Here is a 26,502-nt window from a genome sequence, read left to right on the forward strand (position 1 = left end):
CGGGAACCGCGTCAGATCGTGGCGGATGCCTGGGCCATCTCCTTGATGTGTATCCGCCTCAGCGCCGGTCCGCGCTTGTCCCTGGCAAGGTGGACGGTGCGGTCGAACAGCCCGCCATTGTGGCGGGTCGGACTGAAATAGATGATACCGGTACCGGCCAGCTCGCCCTCGAACATCGCACTCACCCGTTCATGGGCAGCGACATCGAGCGTGTCGAAAGCCTCGTCGACGATCACCCAGTCGGGCCGGTGCAGCCGGAGCCGGGCAAAGGCGAGCAGCCGCAGCTCGTCGCTGTTCAGCTCCTCGGCCCAGGGCGCGGTCCGGTCGAGCGACGGCACCAGCCGGTCGAGGCCGACCGCGCCGAGCGATGCCACGAACTCCGCATCCTCGAAGGTCCGGTCCGCCGTGGGATAGGCCAGCACGTCGCGCAGCGAGCCCGGCGGCAGGTAGGACTGGCGCGGAAGGAAGGTGATCTGATTGCCTGCGGGGAGCTCTATGCGCCCGCGCCCCCACGGCCAGAGACCGGCGAGCGCCCGAAACAGCAGCGTCTTACCGGCACCAGCCTCGCCGACGATCAGCACCCTTTCACCCGGCTTCACCCGCACATGCGGTTCCGACAGCTTGGTGCAGCCGCTGGGCGAGGCAATCTCCAGCTGGTCGAAGGCCAGGCTGCCATCGCTGCTTTCGGTGAAGCCGATGCGGTCTTCCTTGTCATGCAGCACATCCGCCGCGACCAGCACGCTGCGGATGACGCCGACGCGCATCAGCGTGGCGCGCCAGTCGGCGATGGCGCCGACATTGTTGATGAACCAGCGCAGCGAGGCGTGGACCTGGTTGAATGCGCCAACCGCCATCATCAGCCCCCCGAAGCTGATGTCGCCAGCGAAATAGACGGGCGCGGCGACCAGGATAGGCGCGACCACGGTGAACCAGCCATAACCGTCGGTGACCCAGGCGAGGTTGATCTGGGTGGCGAAGATGCGGCGCATGGCGTTGAGCACGCTGCCGAGGTCGGTCTCGAGCCGCCGAACCTCGTCCGCCTCGCCGCGGGCGAGCGCGATGGCGTCGATGTTCTGGTTGATGCGCACCATCGAGAAGCGCAGTTCGGCCTCCCGCGAATAACGTTCGCTGTTTTCGGTGATCAACGGCCGGCCCACCAGCCAGCTTAGCCATGAGGCCGAACCGGCATAGATGAAGGCCGCCCAGACCATGTAACCGGGAATGGCAAAGGAGCTGCCGCCAACATGGAAGACGAAGCCGGACGACAGGCTCCACAACACGCCGACGAAAGAAGCAAGCAGGATGGAGGCCTGCAGCAGACCGATGCCCAGATCGGTGGTGAGGTCGGCGAGATGGCCGGCGTCCTGCTGCATGCGCTGGTCGGGATTGACGCCCACAGCACCCGCATTGGCGAGGCGAAAAGCACGGCCAGGTCGCAGCCACTCGCCGATCAGGTCGAGTGTCAGCCCCTCGCGCAGCTTGAGCCGGATCATCTGGTTAAGCCACTGCTGGGCGACGTTGAGCACGAGCAATCCGGCGGCAATCGCTGCAAAGACCAGGAGCTGGTCCATGAAGGCGGGAAAATCGCGGCGTTCGAGCGCGTCGTAGAAGGGCTTGTTCCAGCGATTGAGCAGGATCTGGCCGATCGATGTGCCGATGATGATGACAACGATGGAAAGACTGAGCCAGGTCAGTGTCCGCCGCACCGGCGACCCGGCCAGGGCCTGTCGCGCCATCTTGAGATGGCCGAGGAAGCCGCCGCCGTCAAACTCGGGAACCAGCGGTTCGCGATTGGCCCTGTCGAACGATTGGCTTGGCATGGATGCGTTCCTTCCGCTGGCCCACACTGCCCGAATCGAGACCCAAGGGCTATTCTGCCACTGTCTGCCGGACGCGTATCGCACCTGTCCGGAACATGATTGTGAACGCCGGACCTGCCGCCCCTGGCCTCTTCGTTCTTACCCAGTTCCGGGAAACCCGCTTCCCGCTTTTCCCGGAATTGCTTCAGCCCTTCGGCGCGAACACCCGCACGGATTTCGGCCGGATGCGGAAATGCGCCGGCGTCCAGGTCACCAGCTCGCCGTCGGTGTTGACCGGCCGCGGCTGCTTGGTGCGGATCGTCACCCCCGTCGTCTTGAACGCGCGGACATCGTCCCACTGCCCTTGAGTGCCCCGGCGCAGGCTGGGCAGCAGGCGCAGCAGCCGCCACCAGTGGTCGACCTCGAGGCTGTAGAGGTCGAGCCAGCCATCGTCGGCCGTCGCCGTTTCCTCCACCGTCATGCCGCCGCCATAGTGACGTCCGTTGCCGACCGAGACCTGCATGGTGCGGATCTTCTCGGTCACGTCGTCATGGTCGACATAGGCGGTGAACAGCCTGGAGCGCATCAAAAGGCGCGCAGCGACAATGCCGTAGCCCAGAGTGCCCCAGCGCTTCTTGGCGTGCTCCGTGAGCTCCGCCGCCAATTCGGCGCTGAAGCCGATGCTGGCAACATTGAAGAACAGGTGGCCGTTGACCTCGCCCAGATCGACAAGCGTCTGGCGGCCTTCGGCGATGATCTCGGCCGCCTTGATCGGATCCGGCGGGATGCCCATGGTTCGGGCGAAATCATTGGCGGTGCCGAGCGGGAGCACGCCGAGCGTCAGCCCCGTATAGGCAAGTCCTGCAGCGGCATTGTTGAGTGTGCCGTCGCCGCCACCGACGATCGCCATGTCGAAATGATCGGCATTGCGAGAGATCAGCTCGGAGGCGTTTTCGTCCTTGCTGGTCGCCATCTCCTCGATGATGATGCCGGCAGCCTCCAGCACCTTGCGCGCCTCTGCGATCGACCCGCCGCCACGCCGCGCGCGCGGATTGACGATGAGCATGGCACGCTTGCCGGCCGCATGCAGCTCAGTGCGTTTTTCGCGGATGATGACGTCGGTCAGGGTGGAATTTCCTGCTGTTGTCGCCGTTTTCGGCGCGTTGCCCCCGTTTACGCAATTTAGGGAGCAGGGCGCGCCATTTTAAGGCTTCGACAATTCACGAAACCGAAAGCGGCTTGTCCTTTTCGTCATCCTCGCGCGACCGCCTCAGCGCCGGGAAGCCACGCGTCGCGCCTGACGGCGACAAGACAGGCACGAAAACGCGACGCGATGCACGCTGCGCGACAGGTATGCCCTGATAGACGCGCTTCTGCGCCTCGACCACGATGACGCCGGAGAAGATCGGCCAGAAGCGGCGACCGAGGCTTTCGAACAGATGGTCGAAGCGCATCATCCACTTGCGCTGCGAGGGCGGGAAATGCAGCGCATCCGACCACGAGGCGACGGTGAAATTGGCGTCACGCAGAAGTTCGTTGAGCTGGCCCGGCGAGAATGGACGGCCGGTGCCGAAGGGTGTGTGCTCGAAACGCGCCCAGACGCCGCGGCGGTTGGGCACCACGATGACGACGCGGCCGGCGGGCGACAGCACCCGCCAGATCTCCTTCAGCGTCTCGCGCGGGCTTTCGGCATGTTCCAGCGAATGAACCAGCAGCATCCTGTCGATGGACGAATCGACCAGCGGCAGTTCCTCATCGAACACCAGCGCCGTCGACGACGGGCCCTGCGCCGGCCAGACGACCGCGCCTTGCGTCGCCGGCATGAAGGCGAAGACACGCTCGGCATCGGCCCCGAAGCGGTCGAGCCAGGGCAGCGTGTAGCCGAGCCCGACCAGCCGCTCGTTGGGCACGCCCGCCCACACCGATGACAGCGCCATGGTGATGGAGTGCTCGGCCAGACGCCCGAGCGGCGTGGAATAAAAGGAGCGGAGGTCGACGATGTCGGAGTTCATCGCCGGACGGTAACCGGGCTCGCCCAGGACTTCAACGACCGCATCCGTTTCACCCGCGCTGCGACGCGCTATTTGGATGACAGGGCAAACCGCCCGCCCTATCGTCCTCTTCGAAAGGGAGTTCTGCCATGGCCGTCGAGATCAAGCTTTTCATGTGCCGCACCGACAACTTCGGGGCACTGCTGCACGACAGCGAAACCGGCGAGACCGCCATCATCGACGCGCCCGAGGAGGCGCCGATCATCGATGCCATAGCCCATAGCGGCTGGACACCGTCGACAATCCTGACAACCCATCACCATGGCGACCATGTCGAGGCAAACCTTGCGCTCAAGCGGCGCTACAAGCTGCGTATCATTGGGCCGGAGGCGGAACGCGACAAGATTCCCGGAATCGACGACACGGTAGAGCAAGGCTCGGTGGTCCCCTTCGGCAACGAGACCATCGAGGTCATCGAGACGCCGGGCCACACCGCCGGCCATGTCTGCTACTACTTGCCGAAGTCGAAGGTGGCCTTCACCGCCGACACGCTGTTTGCGCTGGGCTGCGGGCGACTGTTCGAGCGTCCGGCACCGGTGATGTTCGAATCGCTGAAGAAGCTCGCCGCTTTGCCAACCGACACCGTGATCTATTGCGGGCACGAATACACGCTGTCCAATGCGCGCTTTGCCCTGACGATCGACCCCGACAACCCAGCGCTTCGTGCCCGCGCCGACAAGATCGAGAAGCTGCGGGCCGAGGGCAAGCCGACGCTGCCGACGACCATCGGCGAGGAACTCGCCACCAACCCGTTCCTGCGCTGGTCCGATCCCGCCATCCGCAAGCATCTCGGCATGGAGAAGGCAACGGACGTCGACGTTTTCGCCGAAATCCGCAGGCGCAAGGACAATTTCTGATCATGCAGGCAGCCGAGATCATCGCCACCTTGGGCATGCGGCGCCATCCCGAGGGCGGCTGGTATGTCGAGACCTTTCGCGACAATCCCGAGGGCGGACCGCACGGCGCGCGCGGCAACCAGACGGCGATCTACTTCCTGCTCGAGCACGGCGATGTCTCGGCCTGGCATCGGGTCAGGGACGCCGCCGAACTCTGGCACTATCATGCCGGGGCGCCGATCGAGTTGAAGATATGCCCGCCTAGCGGCGAAGTGAGCGCGGACGTCCTGGGCGTCAATTTGGCTGCCGGCGAGCGACCGCAGCTGGTGGTTCCGCCGGGCTGGTGGCAGACGGCCCGCAGCCTCGGCGATTGGACGCTGGTCGGCTGCACCGTCTCGCCAGGCTTCGAATTCGCCCAGTTCGAGCTGGCTGAACCGGGCTGGGAGCCGGGGTTAGTCTAGGCCCCTGCCCCATTGGTCGCCGGTGACGAGCGGTCGCGGAAAATGAGCGACTTTGCTGCAAGTACGGCGCCGCCGGTGATGAGTACGCACGCAGCGAGAATGCGCAAGGATGGCTCGGCGAAACCCGCAGCGATGAGCACCAGGGTCGACAGCAGCGGCGCGGCGTAGCTTGCCGCGCCCAGGACCTGGATGTTGCCGCGCTTGACGCCGATGTCCCAGGCGTAGAAGGCAGCACCCACCGGCATCAGGCCAAGGCCGAGTACGGCGAGCCACTGGCCGGCATTGGCCGGCAAGACGGTCTCTTCAAGCGCCAGATGGCAGGCGAAGGACAGTATCGAGGTCGCCAGGCAGAACCAGGTGACGACAGATGTCGGCACCGAGGGGAAACGCCGCGACAGGAGCGAATAGCCCGACCACAGGAAGGCGCAGACGAAGGCCATGGCATAGCCGAAGCTGTAGCGTGCATCGAAGGCGAGCCCGCCGCCCTTGGTGATGATCAGGAAGGTGCCGGCAAGGCCCATCAGCGCGCCGGCGATGTGGTTCCAGCGCAGGCGTTCGCCCGGCATCAGCGCCGAGCCCAGAACGATGAACAGCGGCCAGAGATAGGCGATCAGGCTGGCCTCGACCGCCGGCGCGTTGCGCAGCGCGGTGAAGTAGAAGAAATGGTAGCCGAACAGGCCGGCAATGCCGATGACCCAGACCTGAGGCGGGATCTTTTCCGTCGTCTCGGGCTTGGACATGAACAGCCGCGCGACGAGGCCGACGCAGGTACCGATGGCAAAAGTGATCGCCGACATCAGGAACGGCGGCACGGTGCCTGACGCATCGGTGAGCAGGGCCAGCAGCGCCCACATGGCCACTGCCGAGAATCCGATCAAAGTCGCGCGCCCCACTTACCCCTCCCGGCGCGCCGGCGCCTTTTGTCCTGGAGCATGACCGTGTCCGAAGACCACTCCCGGTTTTCGGCGCATGCTCAATTGGTGGCTTCGAACCGCCGTGCCTTGACCGTGATCGTTCCGATCTCGGTGCTCACGGTGGCGTAGATCGGGGCATATACGCCGGTTTCGCCGAGCGGCGCAAATGTCACCATGATGCGGCTGCGGTCGCGCAGAAAGGTCAGCGCCTTCTTGTCGGTTCGATAGCCCGAGACCGGCTGGAAACCCATGCGGCAGGTGACCGTGTCGCCGGAGAACCCCTTGACCGACATCTTCTTGCGCGACACTTCGGTCAGCCTGAGATCGGCGCGCAGCTCGCCATCATACATCTTGACGGTGCGGCCACATACGCGGTCGAGGCTGGACGCCTTGATGACAGTCGCCGCGATCGGGTCGGACACGGCGCGGAGATCGTCGGCGCCGAGCGGTATCCAGGTCGAGCCGCGCTTCTTGGGCGGCGGCACGACTTCGGTGCTGGCGACGCGATCGCCGGAAAAGCGCACATCGACCAGCGATGCCTTCTTGCCGGAGACATAGTCGGCCCGGAATGCGCTTGGACGCGTGCCGCCGTCGCCGAAGCTGCCGCGCGACGAGATGGTGCCGCGCGTGTCGTCGAAGAATGCCGCAAGCCCGGCGCTCGAGACCTTGCCGTTCACCTTGTAGGCGTTGCCGTCGTAACTGCTGTCGAAGGTCGCCTTGGCGACGGGAATGCCCAGGAAGGACAATGAATAGTCGCCGCTGAAGGTTTTTTCCGCCGCCCTCGCCTCCATGGGCAGGACGGCAAGCGCAACGGCGATCAGGGCGGGCAACAGGCGGAGCATCTAAGGCGATACCTCATCGTCAGCGGAAGCTGGCTTCCGGCTGGTGATGTCCCTCGCAGCTGGTTATAAAGGCAAATCCGGCCTTTCTGTGGAACTGGGGACAACCTGTCCGAGACCACGGAGCGCTTGACGAGGCTGTGAAATGCAACTATGGAACGCCAACTTTTTCCATGAGGCCGCCTGACTGAGACCGCGCGCCATTAGGTGCGTCACAGCCGCTTGGTCCGCCAGAACTGAAGGTATGTAACATGTCCCGCGCTTGCGAACTCACCGGTAAGGCCGTCATGACCGGCAACAATGTGAGCCACGCCAACAACAAGACCCGTCGTCGCTTCCTGCCGAACCTGGTCAATGTCACGCTCATCTCGGAAGTTCTGAACCAGAACGTCCGCCTGCGCATTTCGGCCAACGCGCTCCGCTCGGTCGAGCACCGCGGTGGTCTCGACGCCTTCCTGGCCAAGGCCGACGCTGAAGAACTGTCGCAGCGCGCCCGTCTGCTCAAGAAGCAGATCGCCAAGAAGACTGCCGAACAGGCTGCTGCCTGATCGATCTTAAGGCGGGGGACGACCGCCTGGAGCCTCTGACGCCGCAAGGATGACGAGGCTCCGACCAACGGCTGGGCATCGCCCGGACAAACTGGTTCCATTACCCAGGATAAAAAAATGAACTCCGGTTCTCGTTATCTACCCTTTGTGGTGGCCATGGCGCTTGTCGTCGTCGCCTCCAACATCCTCGTCCAGTTCCCGATGCAGGGACAGGTCGGATCGCTGGCCCTTGCCGATATCCTGACCTGGGGCGCCTTCACCTACCCCTTCTCCTTCCTGGTCACCGACCTCGCCAACCGGCGCTATGGGCCGAAGATGGCCCGACGAATCGTTTTCGTCGGCTTCATGACGGCAGTGGTCTGCTCGATCGTGCTTCCGCCGCTGCTGTTCAGGTTCGGGCTGATTCCTTTCGAGACCGCACCCGGCCGTCTGGCGCGTATCGCGCTGGCGTCGGGTACCGCGTTCCTGGTCGGCCAGCTGCTCGACGTGACCGTGTTCAACTGGCTGCGCCGCCAGAGCTGGTGGCGCGCTCCGATCATCGGCACCCTCGTCGGCTCGGTCTTCGACACTATCATCTTCTTCGGCATCGCCTTCTCCGCCGTCTTCGTCTTCCTCGGTCCGGAGGACGGTTTCGCGCTTGAGGCCGCTCCCTTGTTCGGCGTCATGTCGATCGAGGCGGCGCGCTGGGTGTCGTGGGCGCTGGGCGACCTCACGGTGAAGCTGCTGATCGGCCTGTTCGCCCTAGTGCCCTACCGGCTGATCGCCACGCGCTGGAGCCAGCCGGCGCTGGCCTGAAGCCGGCGCCATGTTCCCGTAATCCTGCGACGCTAGACGCTGCGACCTCATACCGAGGTCCGCAGATGCAAGTCACGTTGAGGCCGTTGGGCCCTGCCGAGCGCGAAAAGGTTCTTCAGCTCCAGGTACGCCGCTCGCAACAGGGGTTCGTGGCCACCAACGCCGATTCGATCGACGAGGCGGAGGACGGCGACCATTGCGTGCCGCTGGCAATCTACGACGCCGATGTCGCCGTCGGTTTCGCCATGTATGCGCTCGACCCCGACGACGGCAATTACTGGATTTATCGGCTGATGGTGGACCAGCGCTACCAGCGACTCGGTTATGGCCGCAAGGCGCTCGACGAGTTGCTGAAGCTGATGTCCAGGCTGCCGGGCTGCAGCCAGGTGACGCTCAGCGTGGCGCCCGGAAACGATGTGGCAATGGAGCTCTACCGCCAGATGGGCTTCCGCGAATCGGGCGAGATCATCGGCGGCGAGATCGTCTTTCGCCGCAGCATGCACGACATCGAGTGACTACCGGTCTATCCGCGTCGAGAGGATGATCGACGACAACGTGCGCTCGACGCCTTCGAGCGCACCGATCCTGTCGATCAGCACGTCGAGGTCACGCACCGACGGCGCCTCGACCACGACGATCATGTCGAAATTGCCGCTCACCGAATGCAGGGTGCGCACCTCGGGGATGCGGCGCAGCACGGCCTCCACCGCAGCGGAGACCTTGGGCAGCGCCGTGACCAGGATATGGGCGCGGACGAGGTTCTTCTCATAATCGGCCGACAGTCTGACGCTGTAGCCGGCGATCACCCCGCGCTTTTCCAGACGCTCCAGCCGGCTCTGCACGGTTGTCCTGGACACACCCAGCTTGCGGGCCAGGTCTGCCGTCGAGGCGCGCGCGTTCTCGCGCAAAAGGTTCAGCAGGGCAGCGTCTGGATCGGTCGTCATTTCGCACTTGCTTGTCGTCGATATGCTCAAAACATAACGTCTTTTCGTCGTTCTCGATACTGCCTTTCGACGAGACATGACCATAGAATCGCGCACGAAATTCCATTCCAAGGGGACAGACCATGAAGCAAATCGTTGTCGTAGGCGCAGGCAAGATCGGCTCGACCATCGCCGACATGCTGGCGGAAACCGGCGACTTTCAGGTGACCGTGGTCGACCGCTCGCAGGCAGCGCTCGACGCGCTGGAAGTCAGCGGCAATGTCGCGACCAAGCAGGTCGAGATCTCGGAGGCCGGCGCGCTCGACGGCGTTCTGGCCGGCAAGTTCGCCGTGATGTCGGCAGCCCCCTTCCACCTGACCACCAAAATCGCCGAAGCCGCCGCCAAGGCCGGCGTGCACTATCTCGACCTGACCGAGGACGTCGCTTCGACCCGCATCGTCAAGGAACTGGCGGGCAAGGCCAACAGCGCCTTCATCCCGCAGTGCGGCCTCGCCCCGGGCTTCATCTCGATCGTCGCCAACGACCTCGCCAAGCGTTTCGATTCGCTGGAGAGCGTGCGCATGCGCGTCGGCGCCCTACCGCAGTACCCGTCGAACGCGCTCAACTACAATCTGACCTGGAGCACCGACGGCGTCATCAACGAATATTGTGAGCCTTGCGAGGCGATCGTCGAGGGCCAGCTGATCGAGGTTCCGCCGCTCGAGGAGCGCGAGGAATTCTCTCTCGACGGCATCACCTACGAAGCCTTCAACACCTCAGGTGGCCTCGGCACGCTGTGCGAGACCTATGAAGGCAAGGTGCGCACGCTCAACTACCGCACCATCCGCTATCCCGGCCACGCCGCGATCATGAAGGCGCTGCTCAACGATCTCGGCCTGCGTCATCGCCGCGAAGTGCTGAAGGACATCCTGGAAAACGCCCTGCCGGCGACGCTGCAGGACGTGGTGGTGATTTTCGTTACCGTCAGCGGCCGCAAGGGCGGACGCCTGCTGCAGGAGAGCTACGCCAACAAAATCTACAGCCGCCAGCTCGGCAAGCTGACGCGCAGCGCCATCCAGATCACCACGGCTTCAGGCATCTGCGCCGTGCTCGACATGCTGGCCAACGGCGCTCTGCCGCAGAAAGGCTTCATCCGTCAAGAGGACATCGCGCTCGACGCCTTCCTCGCCAACCGTTTCGGCCGCAACTACGCGCAGGCCGCAGCGAACCATCTGGCGGCCTGATCGCCCGATAGCCTTCCGGAGAGAATGCTCCGAGGCCAAAAGTTGGGCAACGAGGGGTTGGGGGACCCCTCGCTTTTTTTTGCGCTGTGTGCGGCCGACGCTCCGCACCGTGGTCGGCGCTGATTTTCGACGGCCTGTGCGGCCGGGATTGCCCCCCTTCCCATTTGTGGGAGAGGTCAAGACTTGGGTATAGGTAGCGTCCCGCACCGGGGCTGTAATCGGAAAAACTCAATCCCCGTGCAGGATGAATTCCAGGTAGAGATTGCGCTGCAGGATCGAGTGGTTGTCGTCGGAGATGATCGACACCATCTGGGCCCCGTCAGGGCGCTGCCAGACGTCGAGACCTTCCATGTTGTCGATCTGGTAAGCCATGTTGGCCTCGAACAGCACGGGGCCGTCGGCGACCTTGCCCTTGGCGATGGTTTCCGAGCCGATGCGCCGGAGCCGCATCTTCACGCCGGAGGCCATGGAGAAGCTGCGTTCGAGCAGCAACAGGTCGCCATCGGGCAGGAAGGCGCCGTCGGTGATGTCGAAGTCGCCGGCGCGGCGGACGGTGAAGACGCCCTTGTCGGGCCCTTCGAGCACGGCTGCGAAGATGTTGCCCGCCTTGTCGAGGCTCTTTTCGGAAACCACGACGAGGCTGCCCTTCTGGGGAGAATAAGCCACCGTCTCGAAGCCGCGGTTCATGCGCAGCTCATTGCGCGGCACGAGGAAGTCGAGTTCGCGGAACGCCGCCTTCATGTTGCCCGGCTCGATGCGGAACTGGGCGACGCGATGGGCACCTTCGAAGCCGACAGTGGCTATGCCATCCCTGACGGCGAGGCTCTCGGCGTCGGCCAGCCATTTCTTCTGGATGAAATTGCCCGAGGCGTCGACCATCTGCTCCATGCGGAAATTCGCGATAGCCGTGGGTCGCATCGCAGCATCACGCTCGACCGTGCCGAAGAACCAGAAGCCGGTGTCGGCGACGCCGATGAAATCACTGCCCGGCTTGAGGAAGCGAAAGGCGGACAAGGCGCCAAGATTGCGCGATGAAGAGGTGAGTTCGAGCCCGCCGACGAATTCGAGTGGGCCGAACATCGTCTCATCACGGCCGATGTGGAATTTGGTGATAGGCCGGGCGGATATCTCGATCTGCTCGACGGGCGGGCTTTCGGCAACGGAAGATGCCGTCAGCGACGCCGACAGCGCAAGTGCTGCCACCGCAGCCAATGCCAGTTGTCGCAGCCGGGTGACCGCAAGGATCATCCGGCGCGCCGGAAGCCGCCACGGCGCGTGTCGCGCGCGCTGACCTCGTCGAACAGCGAGGCAAGCTGTTCGGTCATAGCACCGGCCAGTTCCTCGGCGTCGACGATGGTGACGGCGCGGCGATAATAGCGCGTCACGTCGTGGCCGATGCCGATGGCAAGCAGCTCGACCGGCGAGCGCGTCTCGATCAAGTCGATGACGGCGCGCAGATGGCGCTCCAGATAGTTGCCCGGGTTCACCGACAGTGTCGAATCGTCGACCGGCGCACCATCCGAGATCATCATCAGGATCTTGCGCTGCTCGGGCCGGGCGATCAGGCGCTGGTGCGCCCACAACAGTGCCTCGCCGTCGATGTTTTCCTTGAGCAGGCCTTCGCGCATCATCAGGCCGAGATTGCGCCGCGAACGCCGCCATGGCGCATCGGCGCTCTTGTAGATGATGTGGCGCAGGTCATTGAGGCGGCCGGGGTTTGGCGGCTTGCCGTCCTTCAGCCACTTCTCGCGTGCCTGCCCGCCCTTCCACGCACGCGTGGTGAAGCCGAGGATCTCGACCGAGACGCCGCAGCGCTCCAGCGTCCGCGCCAGGATGTCGGCGCAGGTGGCGGCAACCGTGATCGGGCGACCGCGCATCGAGCCGGAATTGTCGAGCACCAGCGTGACGACCGTGTCGCGGAACTTGGTGTCGCGCTCCTGCTTGAACGACAGCGGCTGCATCGGATCGATGACGACGCGCACGAGGCGGGCCGGATCGAGATAGCCCTCTTCCAGGTCGAAGTCCCAGGAGCGGTTCTGCTGCGCCATCAGGCGGCGCTGCAGGCGGTTGGCCAGACGGCCGACCACACCCTGCAGATTGGCGAGCTGCTTGTCGAGGAAGGCGCGCAGACGGTCGAGCTCGTCTTCGTCGCACAGCTCTTCCGCACCAACCGTCTCGTCGAAGGCGGTGGTGAAGACCTTGTAGTCGATTTCCTTGGGCAGGTTGGCGAAGGGATTGTCCTGGCGGCGGGCTTCGCCCGGCGTCTCGGAATCCGTATCGTCATCGTCGGCCATGTCCTCGGCGGTGGCGTCGGACGCCTCCATCTCGCCGGAAGGATCCTCGTCGGCGGAAGCCTCGGCCTCGTCGGACTGCGACTGGTCGGAGCCGGAATCGTCCTCGCCGCCCTCCTCGCTCTGCTCCTCGCCCTCGGGCTGGTCGTCGTCCTGGTCCTCGTTGTCCTCGGTTTCCTGGTCGTCGCCCAGTTCCTCGGCCATTTCGAGCGATGCCAGCATCTCACGCACGACGCGGGCAAAGGCTTGCTGGTCGCTCAGATTGCCGGCCAGATGGTCGAGATCGGCGCCGGCCTTGTCTTCGACCCACTTGCGCCAGAGCTCGACCATGCGCTGGCCGCTCTTGGGCACCGGGCGGCCGGTCAGCTTCTCGCGTACGATCAGTGCCAGCGCTTCTTCGAGCGGCGCTTCCGACTGCTCGGTCACCTCGGCGAGATTGGCCTTGGCGTATTTGTCCTCGAGCATCGTCGAGATGTTTTCGGCAACGCCGGCCATGGCGCGGCTGCCAATCGCCTCGACGCGAGCCTGCTCGACCGCGTCATAGACGGCGCGAGCCTGCTTGCCCTCGGGCGCCAGCTTGGCGTGGATGCGATTGTCGTGGCAGGCGCGCTTCAGCGCCATGGAATCGCCGAGGCCGCGGGTGACGGCGATGTCGAAGGCGGTGGCCTTCTTCGGCAGTTCGGGCAGGCGGGCACGGTTGCCGGCGAGTGCCGGCCGCTCCTTGGCGAACGCCACCTCGAACTCGTTGTCGCCTGAGATCGCGCGCATGCACACTGTCATCGCGCGCTTGAAGCTGTCCGCCTCAGAGCCCGTCTTGGATTTGTTGCGCGTGTTGTCGCCCGGCCCCGCCATTTGAGCCCGTTCTTATCCCAGCACGACGTTGGCGGAGGACTCCGGCAGGTCCTCGCCGAAGGCACGCTGATAGAATTCCGCCACGACCGAGCGTTCGAGCTCGTCGCACTTGTTGAGGAAGGTCAGGCGGAAGGCCATACCGACGTCGCCGAATATCTCGGCGTTTTCGGCCCAGGTAATGACGGTACGCGGGCTCATGACCGTCGACAGATCGCCATTGACGAAGGCCGAACGCGTCATATCGGCAACGCGGACCATCTTGTTGACGATCTCCTTGCCCTTGGCGTCGCGATAGTGCTTGGCCTTGGCGACGACGATGTTCACTTCGTTGTCGTGCGGCAGATAGTTCAGCGTCGTCACGATCGACCAGCGGTCCATCTGCGCCTGGTTGATCTGCTGGGTGCCGTGATAGAGACCGGTGGTGTCACCGAGGCCGACCGTGTTGGCGGTGGCGAACAGGCGGAAGGCCGGGTGCGGACGGATGACGCGGCTCTGGTCGAGCAGGGTCAGTCGCCCCGACGATTCGAGCACGCGCTGAATGACGAACATCACGTCGGGGCGGCCGGCGTCGTATTCGTCGAACACCAGCGCGACATTGTGCTGATAGGCCCAGGGCAGGATGCCGTCGCGGAATTCGGTGACCTGCATGCCTTCCTTGACGACGATGGCGTCCTTGCCGACGAGGTCGATACGGCTGACATGGCTGTCGAGGTTGACGCGAACGCAGGGCCAGTTAAGGCGGGCAGCGACCTGTTCGATGTGGGTCGACTTGCCGGTGCCGTGGTAGCCCGACACCATGACGCGGCGGTTGTAGGCAAAGCCCGCGAGGATGGCCATCGTGGTGGCCTTGTCGAACAGATAGTCGGGATCGACGTCTGGCACATGCTCGCCGGCGGTCGAATAGGCCGGTACGACCATCTTCGAATCGAACCCGAAGGCTTCTTTCACCGACACCGTCGTGTCAGGCAGGTTGGCAATGTCGCGATCGACCTTGTTCATGACGTCTCCACGCGCGAAGCCTCAGCTACGCTGGCAATCGAATTTTTCTTCGGGGGCGGTCTTAAAGCCTTTTCCAGCCAGAGGAAAGTTGGAAAAAGGCCGCGACCGCGGCTGGCTCAACACAATCCCGCTTGCTTGAGCACGCGATAGGCCTGGAGCACGTCCCTGAAGCGGTCCTCCGACCCGCGATCACCGCCATTGGCGTCGGGGTGGTGGCGTTTCACCAGTTCCTTGTAGCGCGCCTTGATGTCGGCTCCGGTGGCCCTGGAATCGAGCCCCAGCGTATCCAGCGCCTTGGCCTCCAGCGGCTTTGCCTTGCGCTGGCGCGGCGTCCCGGCCCCTGTGCCGAACACGTTGTGGGGGTCGCGCATGCGATTGTAGTAGCCGGCGCGGCCCGAGCGCTGCTGGGCAAAGTCCGGTGCCGAGCGGGCTGTGGCAGAGCCGTTGGAACCGATGGTCCAGGTCGGGCGATGCCCGGTCAACGCTTCCTTCTGGAAGCGCGCGATGTCGCCGTCGGCGAGCCCGGAGAAATAATTGAAGCCCTTGTTGTACTCGCGCACATGGTCGAAGCAGAACTGGAAATACTCGCCCTCCCTCATGCGGCCCACGGGCGCGCGGTGGGTGCCCGCCTCCTTGCAGCCATCCCACTGGCAGATCGGCGCGCGCGACTTCACCTCCGCTTCCGGATCGGGACGGACGCGGATCTTGTCGAAATATTTCGAGTTCGTCTTCATCTGATGACATTTACCGCCGTATCGAGCGGCGAAACAAGAATTGACATTTCCAGGATGATCGCCCTAACCCCTGATTTGCGGCCCAATTGTGCCCGAAGGCTGTGATTGGTGGCGGCAAAGACACATGTGGTGAAAGGTGAGCCCGATGTCCATACAGACGTCCATCGAAGACAAGCTCAACAAGGCGTTTTCGCCCGAGCGCCTTGCGGTCATCAATGAGAGCCACCTGCATGCCGGCCATCACCATGTCGACGGCGGCCATCATGCTACCTTCGACGGCTCCGGCGAGACCCATTTCCGCATCCGCATCGTTTCACCTGCATTCGCCGGCATGAGCCGCATCGACCGCCACCGCGCCGTCAACGACGCGCTCTCGGCGGAGCTGAAGGCCGGCCTGCATGCGCTGGCCATCGAGCCGGCGGCCCCGGGCGAAGCAACCCGCTGGTAGGCTTCTGACGGGCCGACAGGCACCTGTCATCCGCCCGTCACATATATCCATCAATCTGGATATATGGATGCAAACACGACGATAGACGCGCTGGCCGCGCTGGCCCAGCCGACGCGGCTCGAGGCCTTCCGCCAACTGGCGGCGGCCGAGCCCGGGGGCATCGCCGCCGGCGAACTGGCGCGCCGGCTTGCCGTTCCGCAGAACACGCTGTCAGCCCACCTCGCCGTACTGGCCCGAGCCGGCCTTGCCAGAAGCGAGCGCAACGGCCGCTCCATCGTCTATCGCCCCGACCTGCCGGCATTGCGTGGCGTGCTCGCCTTCCTGCTCGATGATTGTTGCGGCGGCAGGCCGGAAGCCTGCGCGCCCCTGCTTGCCGAACCAACCCCCTGCTGCATTCCGTCGAAGTGAGACCCCATGACCCACAGGCCTTTCAACGTGCTCTTCCTGTGCACGGGCAACAGCGCCCGTTCGATCCTTGCCGAGGGTATCCTGCGCAAGGACGGTGCTCCCGGCTTCAACGCCTTCTCCGCCGGCAGCCAGCCCAAGGGCGCGGTCAATCCGTTCGCCCTGAAGGTGCTCGCAAGCTACGGCTACCCATCCGACGGCTTCAGGTCGAAGACCTGGGACGAGTTCGCCGCCGAAGGCGCGACGCAGATGGATTTCATCTTCACAGTCTGCGACGACGCAGCCGGTGAAGCCTGCCCTGTGTGGCTCGGCCACCCGGCCAATGCCCACTGGGGTATCGAGGACCCGAGCCATGTCGAAGGCACTGACATCGAAAAGGAGGCAGCCTTCGTCACTGCCTTCAAATACATGCGCAACCGCATCCAGGCCTTCATTGCCCTGCCGATCGCAAGCCTCGACCGCATGGCACTGGCTTCCCATCTCGAAGAGATAGGAAGAATGGACGGCGCGACCGGCAAGGCCGGCGGCACGGCAAGGTGAAAAGCGGGCCAATGCTGCGCCGGCTCCTGGCCGAGACGCTTGGAATGGCATTCCTGCTTGCGACCGTCGTCGGATCGGGGATCGCGGCAGTGCAATTGTCAGGCGGGAGCGCAGCGCTTGCATTGCTCTGCAACGCAGTCGCCACCGGAGCCATTCTCGTCGTCCTGATCACCGTGCTGGGGCCGGTGTCGGGCGCCCATCTCAACCCGGCGGTCAGCCTGACAATGGCGCTGGAGCGGCGCCTCGCATGGACGGCGCTCGGCCCGTACGTCGCAGCACAACTTGTCGGCGCGGTCCTCGGAGTGGTCGCCGCTCATATGATGTTCGAACAGCCCATGCTGCAGCTGTCGACAACTGGCCGGACAGGTCCCGGCCAGTGGCTCGGAGAAGCCATAGCCACCTTCGGTCTCCTGCTCACCATTTTCGGCTGCATAGCGCGAGCCCCGAAATCGACGCCCCTTGCCGTTGGTTTGTACGTTCTGGCAGCCTACTGGTTCACTTCGTCGACGTCTTTTGCCAATCCGGCGGTGACCATCGCACGCAGTCTGACCGATACCTTTGCCGGCATCGCGCCCACCGACGTACCAACGTTCATTGTAGCGCAAATGGTTGGCGCCTTTGCGGCAGTGCTGACCGGGAAAGCACTGTGGCCGGGGGTCAGCCCTGCTTGCGCTGCGCGACCGGCTCCACCGCCAAAACCGGCCGGATCCTGATTCGCGTCAGGCGGTTCTTGTCGCGCTTCATGACGATGAAGCGCTTGCCGTGAAAGGTGAAGGCCTGCTTTTCCTCGGGGATCGACTGGGCTTCGTGGATGACGAGGCCGGCGATGGTGGTGGCCTCGTCATCGGGCAGGCTCCAGTCGAGCGCACGATTGAGGTCGCGGATCGGCACCGAGCCGTCGACCACCACCGAGCCATCGGCTTCCTGCTTGACGCCCTGGATGTCGATGTCGTGTTCGTCGGCGATCTCGCCGACGATCTCCTCGATGATGTCTTCGAGCGTCACCAGCCCCTCGACCTCGCCATACTCGTCGACAACGATGGCAAAGTGCTGCTTGCGGCGCAGAAAGGCGTTGAGCTGGTCCTGCAGCGTCGTGGTGTCGGGCACGAACCACGGCTTGGACGCCACCTTGACCAGGTCGACCCGGGCATAGTCGCCCTCGACCTCGTTGAGGGCGCGCAGCAGGTCCTTCGCATGGATGACGCCGACGATGTTGTCGGTGGTGCCGCGCCACAGCGGCAAGCGCGTGTAGGGGCTCTGCAGCATTTCGCGCAGCAGCGCCTCCGGCGCCATGTCGGCGTTGATCAGCCGCATGTTGGTGCGATGGACCATGACGTCGGAGACTTCGAGTTCGTGCAGGTCGAGCAGACCGCCGACCTGGTCGCGATCCTGCTTCACCACCTGCCCCTCGCGATGAAGTTCGTTCATCGTGCCGCGCAGCTCGTCATGCGCCGAGCGCTGCGGCACGACCGCCGTCAGTTCGAAGCCGAGTGCGGCAAGCAACTGGTCGCGAAACGCCAGGAAGGCAAGGATGATCCCTGCCAAAACCGCCGCGACGATCCAGCCGGCCGCAATCATCCCTGACGGTTCTCCTTGAGGAAAGACAGCACTTCGGAAGCCGGCACGTCCTTGGCGATGAAGGACTGGCCGATGCCGCGCGTCAGGATGAAGGTCAGCGCGCCGCGCGACACCTTCTTGTCCTGGGTGATGTAGTTGAACAGCGCCTCGGCGTCGGGCAGGTCGCCGGGAATGTCCGACATGCGCCACGGCAGGCCGACCTCACGCAGATGCGCTTCGAGACGCGCCGCATCGTCGGGGCTGGCGAGATTGAGCCGGGCCGAGAAGCGGTGCGCCAGCGCCATGCCGATGGCGACTCCCTCGCCATGCACCAGGCGAGCGCCGTCATAGGCGGTGGCGGCCTCGAGCGCATGGCCGAAGGTATGGCCGAGATTGAGCAGTGCGCGGTCACCGGTCTCGAACTCGTCGCGGGCAACCACATCGGCCTTGGCGCGGCAGGACTGGGCGATAGCCTCGGTGCGGGCGGGGCCGCCAGCAAACACGTCCTGCCAGTTCTTTTCCAGCCAGGCGAAGAAATCGGGGCGGTCGATGAGACCGTATTTGGCAACTTCGGCATAGCCGGCGCGGAACTCGCGCACAGGCAGCGTGTCGAGGGCAGAGGTGTCGGCCAGCACCAGCTTGGGCTGGTGGAACACGCCGATCAGGTTCTTGCCGCGCGGGCTGTTGATGCCTGTCTTGCCGCCGACGGAAGAATCGACCTGGGCGAGCAGCGAGGTCGGCATCTGCACGAAATTCATGCCGCGGCGCACGATGCCGGCGGCGAAGCCGGTCAGATCGCCGATGACGCCGCCGCCGAGTGCTATCACCGCGTCGCCGCGTTCAAGACGGGCGGCGATGATGTCGTCGACCACTTTCTCGAGCGAATCGAAGCTTTTGGTCTTTTCACCGGCCGGAAGCTTGATGACTGCAGGCGGGTTGCCGGCAGCGGTGAGGCTTTCGACCAAGGGCGCGAGGTGGGCGGCAGCGACGTTCTCGTCGGTGACAATGGCGCAGCGCGCCTTTGGCAGGCGTTGCTGGATCAGGTCCGCGCCGCGCGCGATCAGCCCCGGACCGATCAGGATGTCATAGGCGCGGTCGCCAAGCCCGACTTCGACTGTGACGATGTCTGTCATTCGTGATCCTCCGAGCCTTCCGAAACGTGTATGCGGCCGGGCACACCAAGATGGTTGCACAGCGCCTCGATCACCTCGCTGGCAATCGCCTCCTTGCGATCGTCGCGCGTCGGCACTGTGAGGTCGGCCAGCGCATAGACCGGGTAGCGTTCGTCCATCAGCTTGGCGAGCACGGCGCGCGGGTCGGCATTCTGCAACAGCGGCCGGTTCTGCTTCTTGGAGACGCGCTCCATCAACAGGTCGAGTTCGGCCTTGAGCCAGACCGAGACGCCGTTGGCAGCGATTGCGCCCCTCGTCTGTGCGTTCATGAAGGCGCCGCCACCTGTCGACAGAACCTGCGGCCCGCCCTCCAGCACACGCCCGATGACGCGCTGCTCGAGCGCCCGGAATTCAGCCTCGCCGTAGCGCTCGAACAGTTCGGGGATGGTCATCCGCGACACGGCCTCGATCTCGTGGTCGCTGTCGATGAAACCGAGGCCGAGCACCTGGGCGACCTTGCGGCCGATGGCCGTCTTGCCTGCCCCCATCAGCCCGACAAAGACGATCGAGCGGGTACCGAGCCGGTCGAGCAGCGCAGCGCTGGAGCACTCGGGCGATGTATTTGGCGCGTCGGGTGTCATGGGTTCCCTTTCGTCGGCGTTTCGACATGAAAAGCCCCGTTGCGTCAAGCGCATGCGCCGCCCCTGCCCTTGAAATGGCACGAACGGCGTCCCATAAGGGCACACGACTCATTAAGACCTTGACTGGGTAAGACGGGCGAACACATCGATGCCGACACTTTTCCGGTTCCTTGTAACGCTCGCAGTCCTGGCGGGCATCGTCTACGGCGCCATGTTTGCGCTGGTGATGTTCGTGGAGCCGAAGAAGTCGGAAATCTCGGTCCGCATCCCGCCCGAGAAGCTCAATCCGAAGAAATGAAATCGGGCGCGCGCATCGAGGCCTTCCTCGAAATGATGGCCGCCGAGCGCGGCGCCGCCGACAACACGCTGGCCAGCTATCGGCGTGATCTGGAAGATGCCTCCGCGCATCTGGGCGGCAGGCTGGCCAACGCCGACGCTTCGGGGATCCGCGACTATCTCGACAATCTGGCAGGCCGAGGCTTCGCCACCACCTCGCAGGCGCGCAAGCTTTCGGCGCTGCGCCAGTTCTTCCGCTTCCTCTATGCCGAGGGCCTGCGCGGCGACGACCCCACCGGCATCGTCGACAGCCCCCGGAAGGAACGGGCGCTGCCGAAGACCATGAGCGAAGACGAGACCGGCCGGCTGCTCGACCGCGCTGCCAGCGAAGCCGGCAATCCCGAGGCCAACGGCACCGATGGCATGGCGGCTGCGCGCCTGCATGCGCTTGTCGAAGTGCTCTACGCCACGGGTTTGCGTGTTTCCGAACTGGTCAGCCTGCCGCTGACGGTGGCATTGCGCGACGAGCGCTTTTTCGTCGTGCGCGGCAAGGGCGACAAGGAACGCATGGTGCCGCTTTCGGCCAAGGCGCGTGAGGCGATGCGGCGTTGGCTGCACCAGCGCAATGCCAACCCAAGACTGGTCGACAGCCCCTTCCTGTTTCCGGCCTCGTCGGAGAGCGGCCATCTGCCCCGCCAGGTCTTTGCCCGCGACCTCAAGGGCCTTGCCGCCCGCGCCGGGATTTCGGCTGCCAAGATATCGCCGCACGTGCTGCGGCACGCCTTTGCCAGCCACCTCCTGCAGAACGGGGCGGACCTCCGGGCGGTGCAGCAATTGCTCGGACATTCCGACATTTCGACCACCCAGATCTACACGCATGTTCTGGAAGAACGGCTGCTGAAACTGGTCAACGAGCATCACCCGCTTGCCGATTAGTGCCCATATCGCTATGTGAGTGCCACGTTCCACTGGCGCGGTGCCACTTTCTTCGGCCCCCGGTGCCTCAATTTTTCAAGCGTGGTAGTCCGCTCGCCAATGTACAATTACCTCGATTTCGAAAAACCGGTCGCCGACCTCGAAGGCAAGATCCTCGAGCTCAAGAAGCTCTCCGAGAGCGGCGAGGCGGTCGATGTCGGCGAAGAGATCAAGCGGCTCGAGAAGCGCTCCCGCGACGCGCTGCGCGATGCCTACAAAGCGCTGACGCCGTGGCAGAAGGTCCAGGTGGCGCGCCACCCTGATCGCCCACACTGCCTCGACTATGTCAAAGGCCTGTTCACCGATTTCACCACGCTTGCCGGCGACCGCAATTTCGGCGAGGACGCAGCCATGGTCGGCGGCTTCGCCCGCTTCCGTGGCGAGCCGGTGCTGGTGCTCGGCCAGGAGAAGGGCTCCGATACCAAGAGCCGCCTCAAGCATAATTTCGGCTCGGTCCGCCCCGAAGGCTACCGCAAGGCCGTGCGCCTGATGGAAATGGCCGACCGCTTCAAAATCCCCGTCGTCATGCTTGTCGACACTGCGGGCGCCTATCCGGGCGTCGGCGCCGAGGAGCGTGGCCAGGCCGAAGCCATTGCCCGTTCCACCTCCGCCTGCCTTGGCCTCAAAGTCCCGTCGATTGCGATCGTCATCGGCGAAGGCGGTTCGGGCGGCGCGATCGCCATTGCCACCGCCAACCGGGTGTTCATGCTGGAGCATGCGATCTACTCGGTGATTTCGCCGGAAGGTGCAGCCTCGATCCTGTGGCGCGACACGACGCGCTCCAAGGATGCTGCCACCAACATGAAGATCACCGCGCAGGATCTCCTGAGTCTCAAAATCATCGACCAGATCATCGACGAGCCGCTGGGCGGCGCCCATCGCAATGCCGATGCGGTGATTTCGGCGACCGGCGACCTGATCGCCAAGACCCTCAAGGATTTCGCCGGCTCCGGCATCGACTTCCGCGAGCAGCGCCGCGAAAAATACCTGTCGATCGGCCGCAGCCTCTGATTGCGCGGCTGCAGTCTTTGCAGCCGGGCACCTTTTCGCCACAAAATCGCCGCCTCGCCAAGTTCAATGAACTTGCCGTGATTTTGCGCGCGTGGGATCGCAAGCAATCTTGCGGTAAGGAATTCTCAAGGTTAACGACCTTAAGGTCGAAGCAGTATCAGGACGGGCCCGGCCTGGGCAGCGATGCGCCACGGCCGCAAAGAGACGACTTTAGTACCGATGATCGCCAATATCGCACGCGCCGGATTGCTGATTGCCGCCTTCGCAGTCGCCGGCTGCTCGGAATCTTCTGTCAACGACTTCGTGCCGCAGCACGCCAACCGGCAGCTGTCGCCCAAGATCCTTGCCGAAATGAAGGCCAAGGGCATGGACAAGAGCTCGCCCGTGCTGGCGCGCGTGTTCAAGGAAGAAGGCAAGCTCGAGGTCTGGAAGCAGAAGACCAACGGCCGCTACGACATCATCGCCAGCTACGACATCTGCAAGATGTCCGGCAAGCTCGGCCCGAAATATACCGAGGGTGACCGCCAGTCGCCGGAGGGGTTCTACACCGTTCGTCCGGGGCAGATGAACCCGAACTCCAGCTATCACCTCGCCTTCAACATCGGCTATCCCAACACATATGATCGCGCCAACGGCCGCACCGGCTCGAACCTGATGGTTCACGGCGCCTGTTCGTCATCGGGCTGCTTCTCGATGACCGATGCCCAGATCGAGGAGATCTATGCTTTCGCCCGCGACGCGTTCAAGGGTGGCCAGACCGAGTTCCAGGTGCAGTCGTATCCGTTCCGCATGAACGCCGCCAACATGGCGCGTTATCGCAACGACCCGAACTACCAGTTCTGGACCATGCTGAAGGAAGGTTACGACCACTTCGAAATCACCAAGGTGCCGCCGAAGGTCGACGTCTGCGAAAAGCGCTACGTTTTCAACCGTGTTGCGGAGGCTGGTGCGAGCTTCAACCCGACCGGCGCCTGCCCGGCCACGACCCAGCCGCAACCGCTGATGACGGCCTACCAGTCCTACAAGAGCCAGTATGACAGCGCTTTTGCCAGCGCCACTGGCGGCGAAGCGCCGAAGCCGACGATTGCCGGCATCAAGGAAGCCAATCTGGTGTCCGACTGGACCAAGCGCCGCGCCCGCGGCGAGCGTGTGACCATGGATCCGCCTGCCATGGCCCAGGACGGTACTGTCGTGCAGACGACAACGCGCATGGGCCGCATCGATTCGGCCGAGGGTCGCCGCATGGCGGCACTCGAGGCTGAAGAAGCCGCAAAGAAGAAGGCCGCAGAAGAAAAGCTTGCTGCCGCGGCCGCCGCCAAAGCAGCCAAGATCGCCGCCCAGCAGCAGGCGATCGCAGCCGCCGCGGCACCCGCACCGGCCCCTGTTACCGAAGCCCCTGCCCAGGCAGCGCAGGCGGCCCCGGTCGAAGAGCCGGGCACGACGGCCAAGCTGAAGAAGAAGCTGCTCAACCTGTTCGGCAGCTGATCCGCGTGAGCGAAACCACCGAAATCTACGACCTCAGGGGGCTCAATTGCCCCCTGCCAGTGCTGAAGGCCAAGCGGCGCCTGGCAGACATGGCGGCCGGCAGCAGGCTGTGGCTCGAGACCACCGATCCGCTCGCGGTCATCGACATTCCGGCCTTTTGTCAGGATGCCGGCCACAGGCTGGTCGAGACCATGGCTGTCGACGGCGGCCACCGCTTCCTGGTGGAACGCACCGGCTGATATCAACTGACTTTCTGGACGCTACCGCCCGGCAATCGCCAGCGGGTTGTTTTCCATCGCCTCGCGATCAGGCGTGTCGATCGCCGGCTTGTTGACGAAGGCGGCGAACAGGCGCTCGACATAGTCGCGCGGCAGGTCGATGCCGATCAGCACCAGCCGTGTTCCGCGCACCGCATCCGGCCATGATGGCAGTCGCGCCGGCGGGTGGAGCATCTTCTGGACGCCATGGATCACCAGCGGCCGCGATGGATCCTCGGCCAGTTCGACGATGCCCTTGATACGCAGGAGCTTGTCGCCCTGTGTCGACAACAGCAGGTCGAGGAACATCTCGACCGTCGAGAACGGCAGTGCGCCGCCATGCACCAACGTGAACGAGCCGATGCGGGCGTCGTGATGTCCATGACCATGGTCATGTCCGTGACCGCAGTCATGCGCGTGGTTGTGCCCATGATCGTGATCGTGGAGGTCGTGATTGCCGCCATGATGGTGATGATGATCGTGCGCGGCCGCTTCGCCCAGCCAGCGCCTGACATCGGCGGTCTTGGTCGCGGGATCGTAAAGCCCGCATTGGATGAGCTGCGCCACCGCGCCCTCGCCCGCCGCCCTGATCTCGGCGCCGGGATTGATATGGCGCAGCCGGCCCAGAAGCGTCTCCGTCCAGGCCGGATCGTCGACCAGGTCGGATTTGGTCAGCACGATACGGTCGGCGACCGCCACCTGCTTCACCGCCTCGACATGGGCGTCGAGCGTGGCACGACCATTGACCGCGTCTACGACGGTAACGACACCATCGAGCCTGAAGGCATGCACCAGTGCCGGATGGCCCATGATCGACTGCAACACCGGCACCGGGTCGGCAAGACCGGTGGTCTCGATGACGACCCGCGCCAGCCGCTGGATGCGGCCGGTCTGCAGTCGGTCGACCAGATCGGCCAGCGTATCCACCAGTTCGCCGCGCACCGTGCAGCACAGGCAGCCGTCGGACAGCTCGATGACGCCATCGGATGCCTTCTCGACCAGCAGGTGGTCGATGGCGACGTCGCCGAACTCGTTGATGATCACGGCCGTGTCGGTAAGCGCCGGATCCTTGAGCAGTCGGTTGAGCAGTGTCGTCTTGCCGGCACCGAGGAAGCCGGTCAGCACCGACACCGGGATCGGGAATGAGGCTTGGGGGCTCACGAGCGCGCCTTCGATCCCTGGGCGACGGGCACGGCACCGGCGGGAGCCGGCATGTCCGGCCGCCAGGTCGGCAGCGGCACGTCGGCATATTCGACCTCGTCGCGGCCCATCATGGCGCGCGGCACCGGGCCGTTGGCGCCGCCGAGGCTGACGGTCACCCAGCTGCGCGGACGCGTCATCTCGGGAATGATCGAGACCTTCTCTTCGGACTTCTCTTCGCCTGCCCCGGCTTCGGTCGGAGCCGGACCATCGGAGGCAGCGTGCTTGGCCTTGGGCGAGCACACCTCGTCGCGCATGCTGGTCGGCATGTCGCGCATGTCGCCATAGGGCGCGAGCCCGGTCACGCTGACCGAGCTGCCGGTGCGGCCAAAACCGCTTTGCAAGAGCTTGGCCGCCTCTTCGGCGCGGTCGTTGGGCGACGTCGCACCGAGCACGACGGCTGCAAGCGTCCTGCCGTCGCGGGTGGCCGACGCGATCAGATTGAAGCCCGACTCGCAGACAAAACCCGTCTTCATGCCGTCGGTACCGGGGAAGCGGCCGACCAGCGGGTTGAAGTTCTTGAGCTTGGCCTTGCCGGCGATGATGCCCTCGATATCGAAATAGGAGGCATATTGCGGATATTCGAGACGGATCGCCCTGACCAGGATCGCGAGGTCGCGGGCGGTGGTGTACTGGTCCGGATCGTGCAGCCCGTTGGCGTTGACCCAGTGGCTGCCGCTCATGCCCAGGCGCTGGGCCTCGACATTCATGCGTGCCGCAAAGGCCTCCGTCGTGCCACCGACATTTTCGCCGATGGCGGCGGCGACGTCGTTGGCCGACTTGACCATGATGATCTTGAGTGCGTTGTCGAGGGTCAGCACCGAGCCGGGCTTGTAACCCATCTTCGCCGGCGGGAAGGCAGCTGCCCGCTTGCTGATCTTGATCGGCGAGTTGAGCGCGAGTTCGCCCGCCTGGATCGCGCGGAATGTGGTGTAGGCAGTCATCAGCTTGGTCAGCGACGCCGGATGCCAGCGCATGAAGGCATCCTTGTGCTCGATGACGGCGCCGGAATTGACGTCGAAAAGCATCTCCGGATTGGCAAAGGCAGGGGCAGTGCCCAGTGCGGCCACCGCCGCAAAACCGATGAGCGTGCTTCTGACGAACCTGTTCTTCATCATCAAATCCGAAATCGCCTCTTGCCGATCATAGCCGGCCGTCCATAAGATTTCCGTAAACCGGGATGGCGACGCGCTGGCCGGTTCAAAACACATGGCCACGGCATCGCCGCCGCTGCTAGATAACCTATGTGACGCCAAGATGGCAGAGCTTGCGCGATCACAATTGCGAATCCGGGACATCGCGGTCCCCA

At 64.3% G+C, this 26,502-nt stretch carries 30 protein-coding genes; 15 read left to right on the forward strand and 15 right to left on the reverse strand.

Going from position 1 to position 26,502, the window contains the following annotated elements; genetic code table 11:
• Positions 1 to 11: 11 nt before the first annotated feature.
• From B015_RS0121000 to B015_RS0121010, 3 genes are all read right to left on the reverse strand, one after another.
• Positions 12 to 1,820 carry an ABC transporter ATP-binding protein/permease gene (locus B015_RS0121000; protein WP_018429702.1) on the reverse strand — a complete coding sequence of 603 codons (1,809 nt, stop codon included), beginning with the start codon at positions 1,818 to 1,820 and terminating at the stop codon, positions 12 to 14.
• A 184-nt stretch (positions 1,821 to 2,004) separates the two neighbouring features.
• Entirely contained in the window at positions 2,005 to 2,889 is an 885-nt protein-coding gene (locus tag B015_RS0121005) for a lipid kinase (protein WP_267320801.1), read from the reverse strand.
• A gap of 130 nt (positions 2,890 to 3,019) precedes the next feature.
• Positions 3,020 to 3,811 carry a class I SAM-dependent methyltransferase gene (locus B015_RS0121010; RefSeq protein ID WP_018429704.1) on the reverse strand — a complete coding sequence of 264 codons (792 nt, stop codon included), beginning with the start codon at positions 3,809 to 3,811 and terminating at the stop codon, positions 3,020 to 3,022.
• Between the two features lie 128 nt (positions 3,812 to 3,939).
• Between B015_RS0121010 and gloB the strand changes: the two genes are divergently transcribed.
• Together gloB and B015_RS0121020 are read left to right on the forward strand one after the other, a co-directional pair.
• Entirely contained in the window at positions 3,940 to 4,707 is a 768-nt protein-coding gene (gloB, locus tag B015_RS0121015) for a hydroxyacylglutathione hydrolase (RefSeq protein ID WP_018429705.1), read from the forward strand.
• The gene (locus tag B015_RS0121020) at positions 4,707 to 5,147 is read left to right on the forward strand and encodes a cupin domain-containing protein (protein ID WP_157632900.1); all 441 of its coding nucleotides are present in this window, start codon (positions 4,707 to 4,709) and stop codon (positions 5,145 to 5,147) included. The genes gloB and B015_RS0121020 overlap by 1 nt, the downstream gene beginning before the upstream one ends.
• Here the strand turns inward: B015_RS0121020 and B015_RS0121025 are convergent.
• Both B015_RS0121025 and B015_RS0121030 read right to left on the reverse strand, forming a co-directional pair.
• Entirely contained in the window at positions 5,144 to 6,040 is an 897-nt protein-coding gene (locus B015_RS0121025) for an EamA family transporter (protein ID WP_026227557.1), read from the reverse strand. The two genes, B015_RS0121020 and B015_RS0121025, sit on opposite strands and share 4 nt — an antisense overlap.
• Positions 6,041 to 6,120: 80 nt before the next feature.
• Entirely contained in the window at positions 6,121 to 6,903 is a 783-nt protein-coding gene (locus tag B015_RS0121030) for a DUF3108 domain-containing protein (protein WP_018429708.1), read from the reverse strand.
• Between the two features lie 248 nt (positions 6,904 to 7,151).
• Between B015_RS0121030 and rpmB the strand changes: the two genes are divergently transcribed.
• From rpmB to B015_RS0121045, 3 genes are all read left to right on the forward strand, one after another.
• Entirely contained in the window at positions 7,152 to 7,448 is a 297-nt protein-coding gene (gene rpmB / locus B015_RS0121035; RefSeq protein ID WP_026227558.1) for a 50S ribosomal protein L28, read from the forward strand.
• Between the two features lie 117 nt (positions 7,449 to 7,565).
• Positions 7,566 to 8,243, forward strand: coding sequence for a queuosine precursor transporter (locus tag B015_RS0121040; protein WP_026227559.1), 678 nt, complete (start codon positions 7,566 to 7,568; stop codon positions 8,241 to 8,243).
• Positions 8,244 to 8,392: 149 nt separating this feature from the next.
• Positions 8,393 to 8,758 (forward strand): GNAT family N-acetyltransferase, encoded by a 366-nt coding sequence (locus tag B015_RS0121045; protein WP_245262236.1) that lies wholly within the window; start codon positions 8,393 to 8,395, stop codon positions 8,756 to 8,758.
• Here B015_RS0121045 and B015_RS0121050 read toward each other — a convergent pair whose 3' ends face one another.
• Positions 8,759 to 9,187 carry an Lrp/AsnC family transcriptional regulator gene (locus B015_RS0121050; protein ID WP_018429712.1) on the reverse strand — a complete coding sequence of 143 codons (429 nt, stop codon included), beginning with the start codon at positions 9,185 to 9,187 and terminating at the stop codon, positions 8,759 to 8,761.
• A 122-nt stretch (positions 9,188 to 9,309) separates the two neighbouring features.
• On the opposite strand from B015_RS0121050, the gene B015_RS0121055 reads away from it, so the two are divergent.
• Positions 9,310 to 10,410: a saccharopine dehydrogenase family protein gene (locus tag B015_RS0121055; RefSeq protein ID WP_018429713.1), complete on the forward strand. Its 1,101-nt coding sequence runs from the start codon at positions 9,310 to 9,312 to the stop codon at positions 10,408 to 10,410.
• Between the two features lie 228 nt (positions 10,411 to 10,638).
• On the opposite strand, the gene B015_RS0121060 is transcribed toward B015_RS0121055, so the two are convergent.
• The 4 genes from B015_RS0121060 to B015_RS0121075 all read right to left on the reverse strand — a co-directional run bounded on the left by B015_RS0121060 (position 10,639) and on the right by B015_RS0121075 (position 15,286).
• On the reverse strand, positions 10,639 to 11,658 hold the full coding sequence (locus B015_RS0121060) for an esterase-like activity of phytase family protein (protein WP_018429714.1): 1,020 nt from the start codon (positions 11,656 to 11,658) through the stop codon (positions 10,639 to 10,641).
• The gene (cobT, locus tag B015_RS0121065) at positions 11,655 to 13,553 is read right to left on the reverse strand and encodes a cobaltochelatase subunit CobT (RefSeq protein WP_018429715.1); all 1,899 of its coding nucleotides are present in this window, start codon (positions 13,551 to 13,553) and stop codon (positions 11,655 to 11,657) included. The genes B015_RS0121060 and cobT overlap by 4 nt, the downstream gene beginning before the upstream one ends.
• Positions 13,554 to 13,565: 12 nt before the next feature.
• A complete protein-coding gene (gene cobS / locus B015_RS0121070) occupies positions 13,566 to 14,552 on the reverse strand; it encodes a cobaltochelatase subunit CobS (RefSeq protein ID WP_018429716.1) in 987 nt (328 codons plus the stop codon).
• Positions 14,553 to 14,668: 116 nt separating this feature from the next.
• Positions 14,669 to 15,286, reverse strand: a complete 618-nt coding sequence (locus tag B015_RS0121075; RefSeq protein ID WP_018429717.1) for a J domain-containing protein — start codon at positions 15,284 to 15,286, stop codon at positions 14,669 to 14,671.
• Positions 15,287 to 15,431: 145 nt separating this feature from the next.
• Between B015_RS0121075 and B015_RS0121080 the strand changes: the two genes are divergently transcribed.
• From B015_RS0121080 to B015_RS32720, 4 genes are all read left to right on the forward strand, one after another.
• A complete protein-coding gene (locus B015_RS0121080) occupies positions 15,432 to 15,734 on the forward strand; it encodes a BolA family transcriptional regulator (protein ID WP_018429718.1) in 303 nt (100 codons plus the stop codon).
• Between the two features lie 63 nt (positions 15,735 to 15,797).
• Entirely contained in the window at positions 15,798 to 16,142 is a 345-nt protein-coding gene (locus B015_RS0121085) for a metalloregulator ArsR/SmtB family transcription factor (protein ID WP_018429719.1), read from the forward strand.
• A 6-nt stretch (positions 16,143 to 16,148) separates the two neighbouring features.
• Positions 16,149 to 16,679, forward strand: coding sequence for an arsenate reductase ArsC (locus B015_RS0121090; protein WP_018429720.1), 531 nt, complete (start codon positions 16,149 to 16,151; stop codon positions 16,677 to 16,679).
• Positions 16,680 to 16,690: 11 nt separating this feature from the next.
• Positions 16,691 to 17,392, forward strand: a complete 702-nt coding sequence (locus B015_RS32720) for an MIP/aquaporin family protein (protein WP_018429721.1) — start codon at positions 16,691 to 16,693, stop codon at positions 17,390 to 17,392.
• On the opposite strand, the gene B015_RS0121100 is transcribed toward B015_RS32720, so the two are convergent.
• From B015_RS0121100 to B015_RS0121110, 3 genes are read right to left on the reverse strand one after another with little or no spacing between them, the layout of a single operon-like run.
• Positions 17,337 to 18,257 (reverse strand): transporter associated domain-containing protein, encoded by a 921-nt coding sequence (locus tag B015_RS0121100; RefSeq protein WP_018429722.1) that lies wholly within the window; start codon positions 18,255 to 18,257, stop codon positions 17,337 to 17,339. The genes B015_RS32720 and B015_RS0121100 overlap by 56 nt on opposite strands.
• The gene (gene aroB / locus B015_RS0121105; protein ID WP_018429723.1) at positions 18,254 to 19,369 is read right to left on the reverse strand and encodes a 3-dehydroquinate synthase; all 1,116 of its coding nucleotides are present in this window, start codon (positions 19,367 to 19,369) and stop codon (positions 18,254 to 18,256) included. The genes B015_RS0121100 and aroB overlap by 4 nt, the downstream gene beginning before the upstream one ends.
• A complete protein-coding gene (locus B015_RS0121110; RefSeq protein ID WP_018429724.1) occupies positions 19,366 to 19,989 on the reverse strand; it encodes a shikimate kinase in 624 nt (207 codons plus the stop codon). Before B015_RS0121110 ends, aroB begins: the two co-directional genes overlap by 4 nt.
• A 148-nt stretch (positions 19,990 to 20,137) precedes the next feature.
• On the opposite strand from B015_RS0121110, the gene B015_RS0121115 reads away from it, so the two are divergent.
• From B015_RS0121115 to B015_RS0121135, 5 genes are all read left to right on the forward strand, one after another.
• Positions 20,138 to 20,287: a hypothetical protein gene (locus B015_RS0121115; RefSeq protein ID WP_018429725.1), complete on the forward strand. Its 150-nt coding sequence runs from the start codon at positions 20,138 to 20,140 to the stop codon at positions 20,285 to 20,287.
• The gene (locus B015_RS0121120) at positions 20,284 to 21,201 is read left to right on the forward strand and encodes a site-specific tyrosine recombinase XerD (RefSeq protein ID WP_018429726.1); all 918 of its coding nucleotides are present in this window, start codon (positions 20,284 to 20,286) and stop codon (positions 21,199 to 21,201) included. Before B015_RS0121115 ends, B015_RS0121120 begins: the two co-directional genes overlap by 4 nt.
• Positions 21,202 to 21,300: 99 nt before the next feature.
• Positions 21,301 to 22,251 (forward strand): acetyl-CoA carboxylase carboxyltransferase subunit alpha, encoded by a 951-nt coding sequence (locus tag B015_RS0121125; protein ID WP_018429727.1) that lies wholly within the window; start codon positions 21,301 to 21,303, stop codon positions 22,249 to 22,251.
• Positions 22,252 to 22,470: 219 nt separating this feature from the next.
• Complete coding sequence (locus tag B015_RS0121130) at positions 22,471 to 23,736, forward strand: murein L,D-transpeptidase family protein (protein WP_018429728.1); 1,266 nt, start codon at positions 22,471 to 22,473, stop codon at positions 23,734 to 23,736.
• A gap of 5 nt (positions 23,737 to 23,741) precedes the next feature.
• Positions 23,742 to 23,975, forward strand: coding sequence for a sulfurtransferase TusA family protein (locus tag B015_RS0121135; protein ID WP_026227561.1), 234 nt, complete (start codon positions 23,742 to 23,744; stop codon positions 23,973 to 23,975).
• A gap of 21 nt (positions 23,976 to 23,996) precedes the next feature.
• Here B015_RS0121135 and B015_RS0121140 read toward each other — a convergent pair whose 3' ends face one another.
• Both B015_RS0121140 and B015_RS0121145 read right to left on the reverse strand, forming a co-directional pair.
• A complete protein-coding gene (locus B015_RS0121140; RefSeq protein WP_040456349.1) occupies positions 23,997 to 25,154 on the reverse strand; it encodes a GTP-binding protein in 1,158 nt (385 codons plus the stop codon).
• On the reverse strand, positions 25,151 to 26,311 hold the full coding sequence (locus B015_RS0121145; RefSeq protein ID WP_018429731.1) for a D-alanyl-D-alanine carboxypeptidase family protein: 1,161 nt from the start codon (positions 26,309 to 26,311) through the stop codon (positions 25,151 to 25,153). The genes B015_RS0121140 and B015_RS0121145 overlap by 4 nt, the downstream gene beginning before the upstream one ends.
• Positions 26,312 to 26,502: the final 191 nt, after the last annotated feature.

The sequence above is a fragment of the Hoeflea sp. 108 genome (assembly GCF_000372965.1).
GTDB lineage: Bacteria > Pseudomonadota > Alphaproteobacteria > Rhizobiales > Rhizobiaceae > Aminobacter.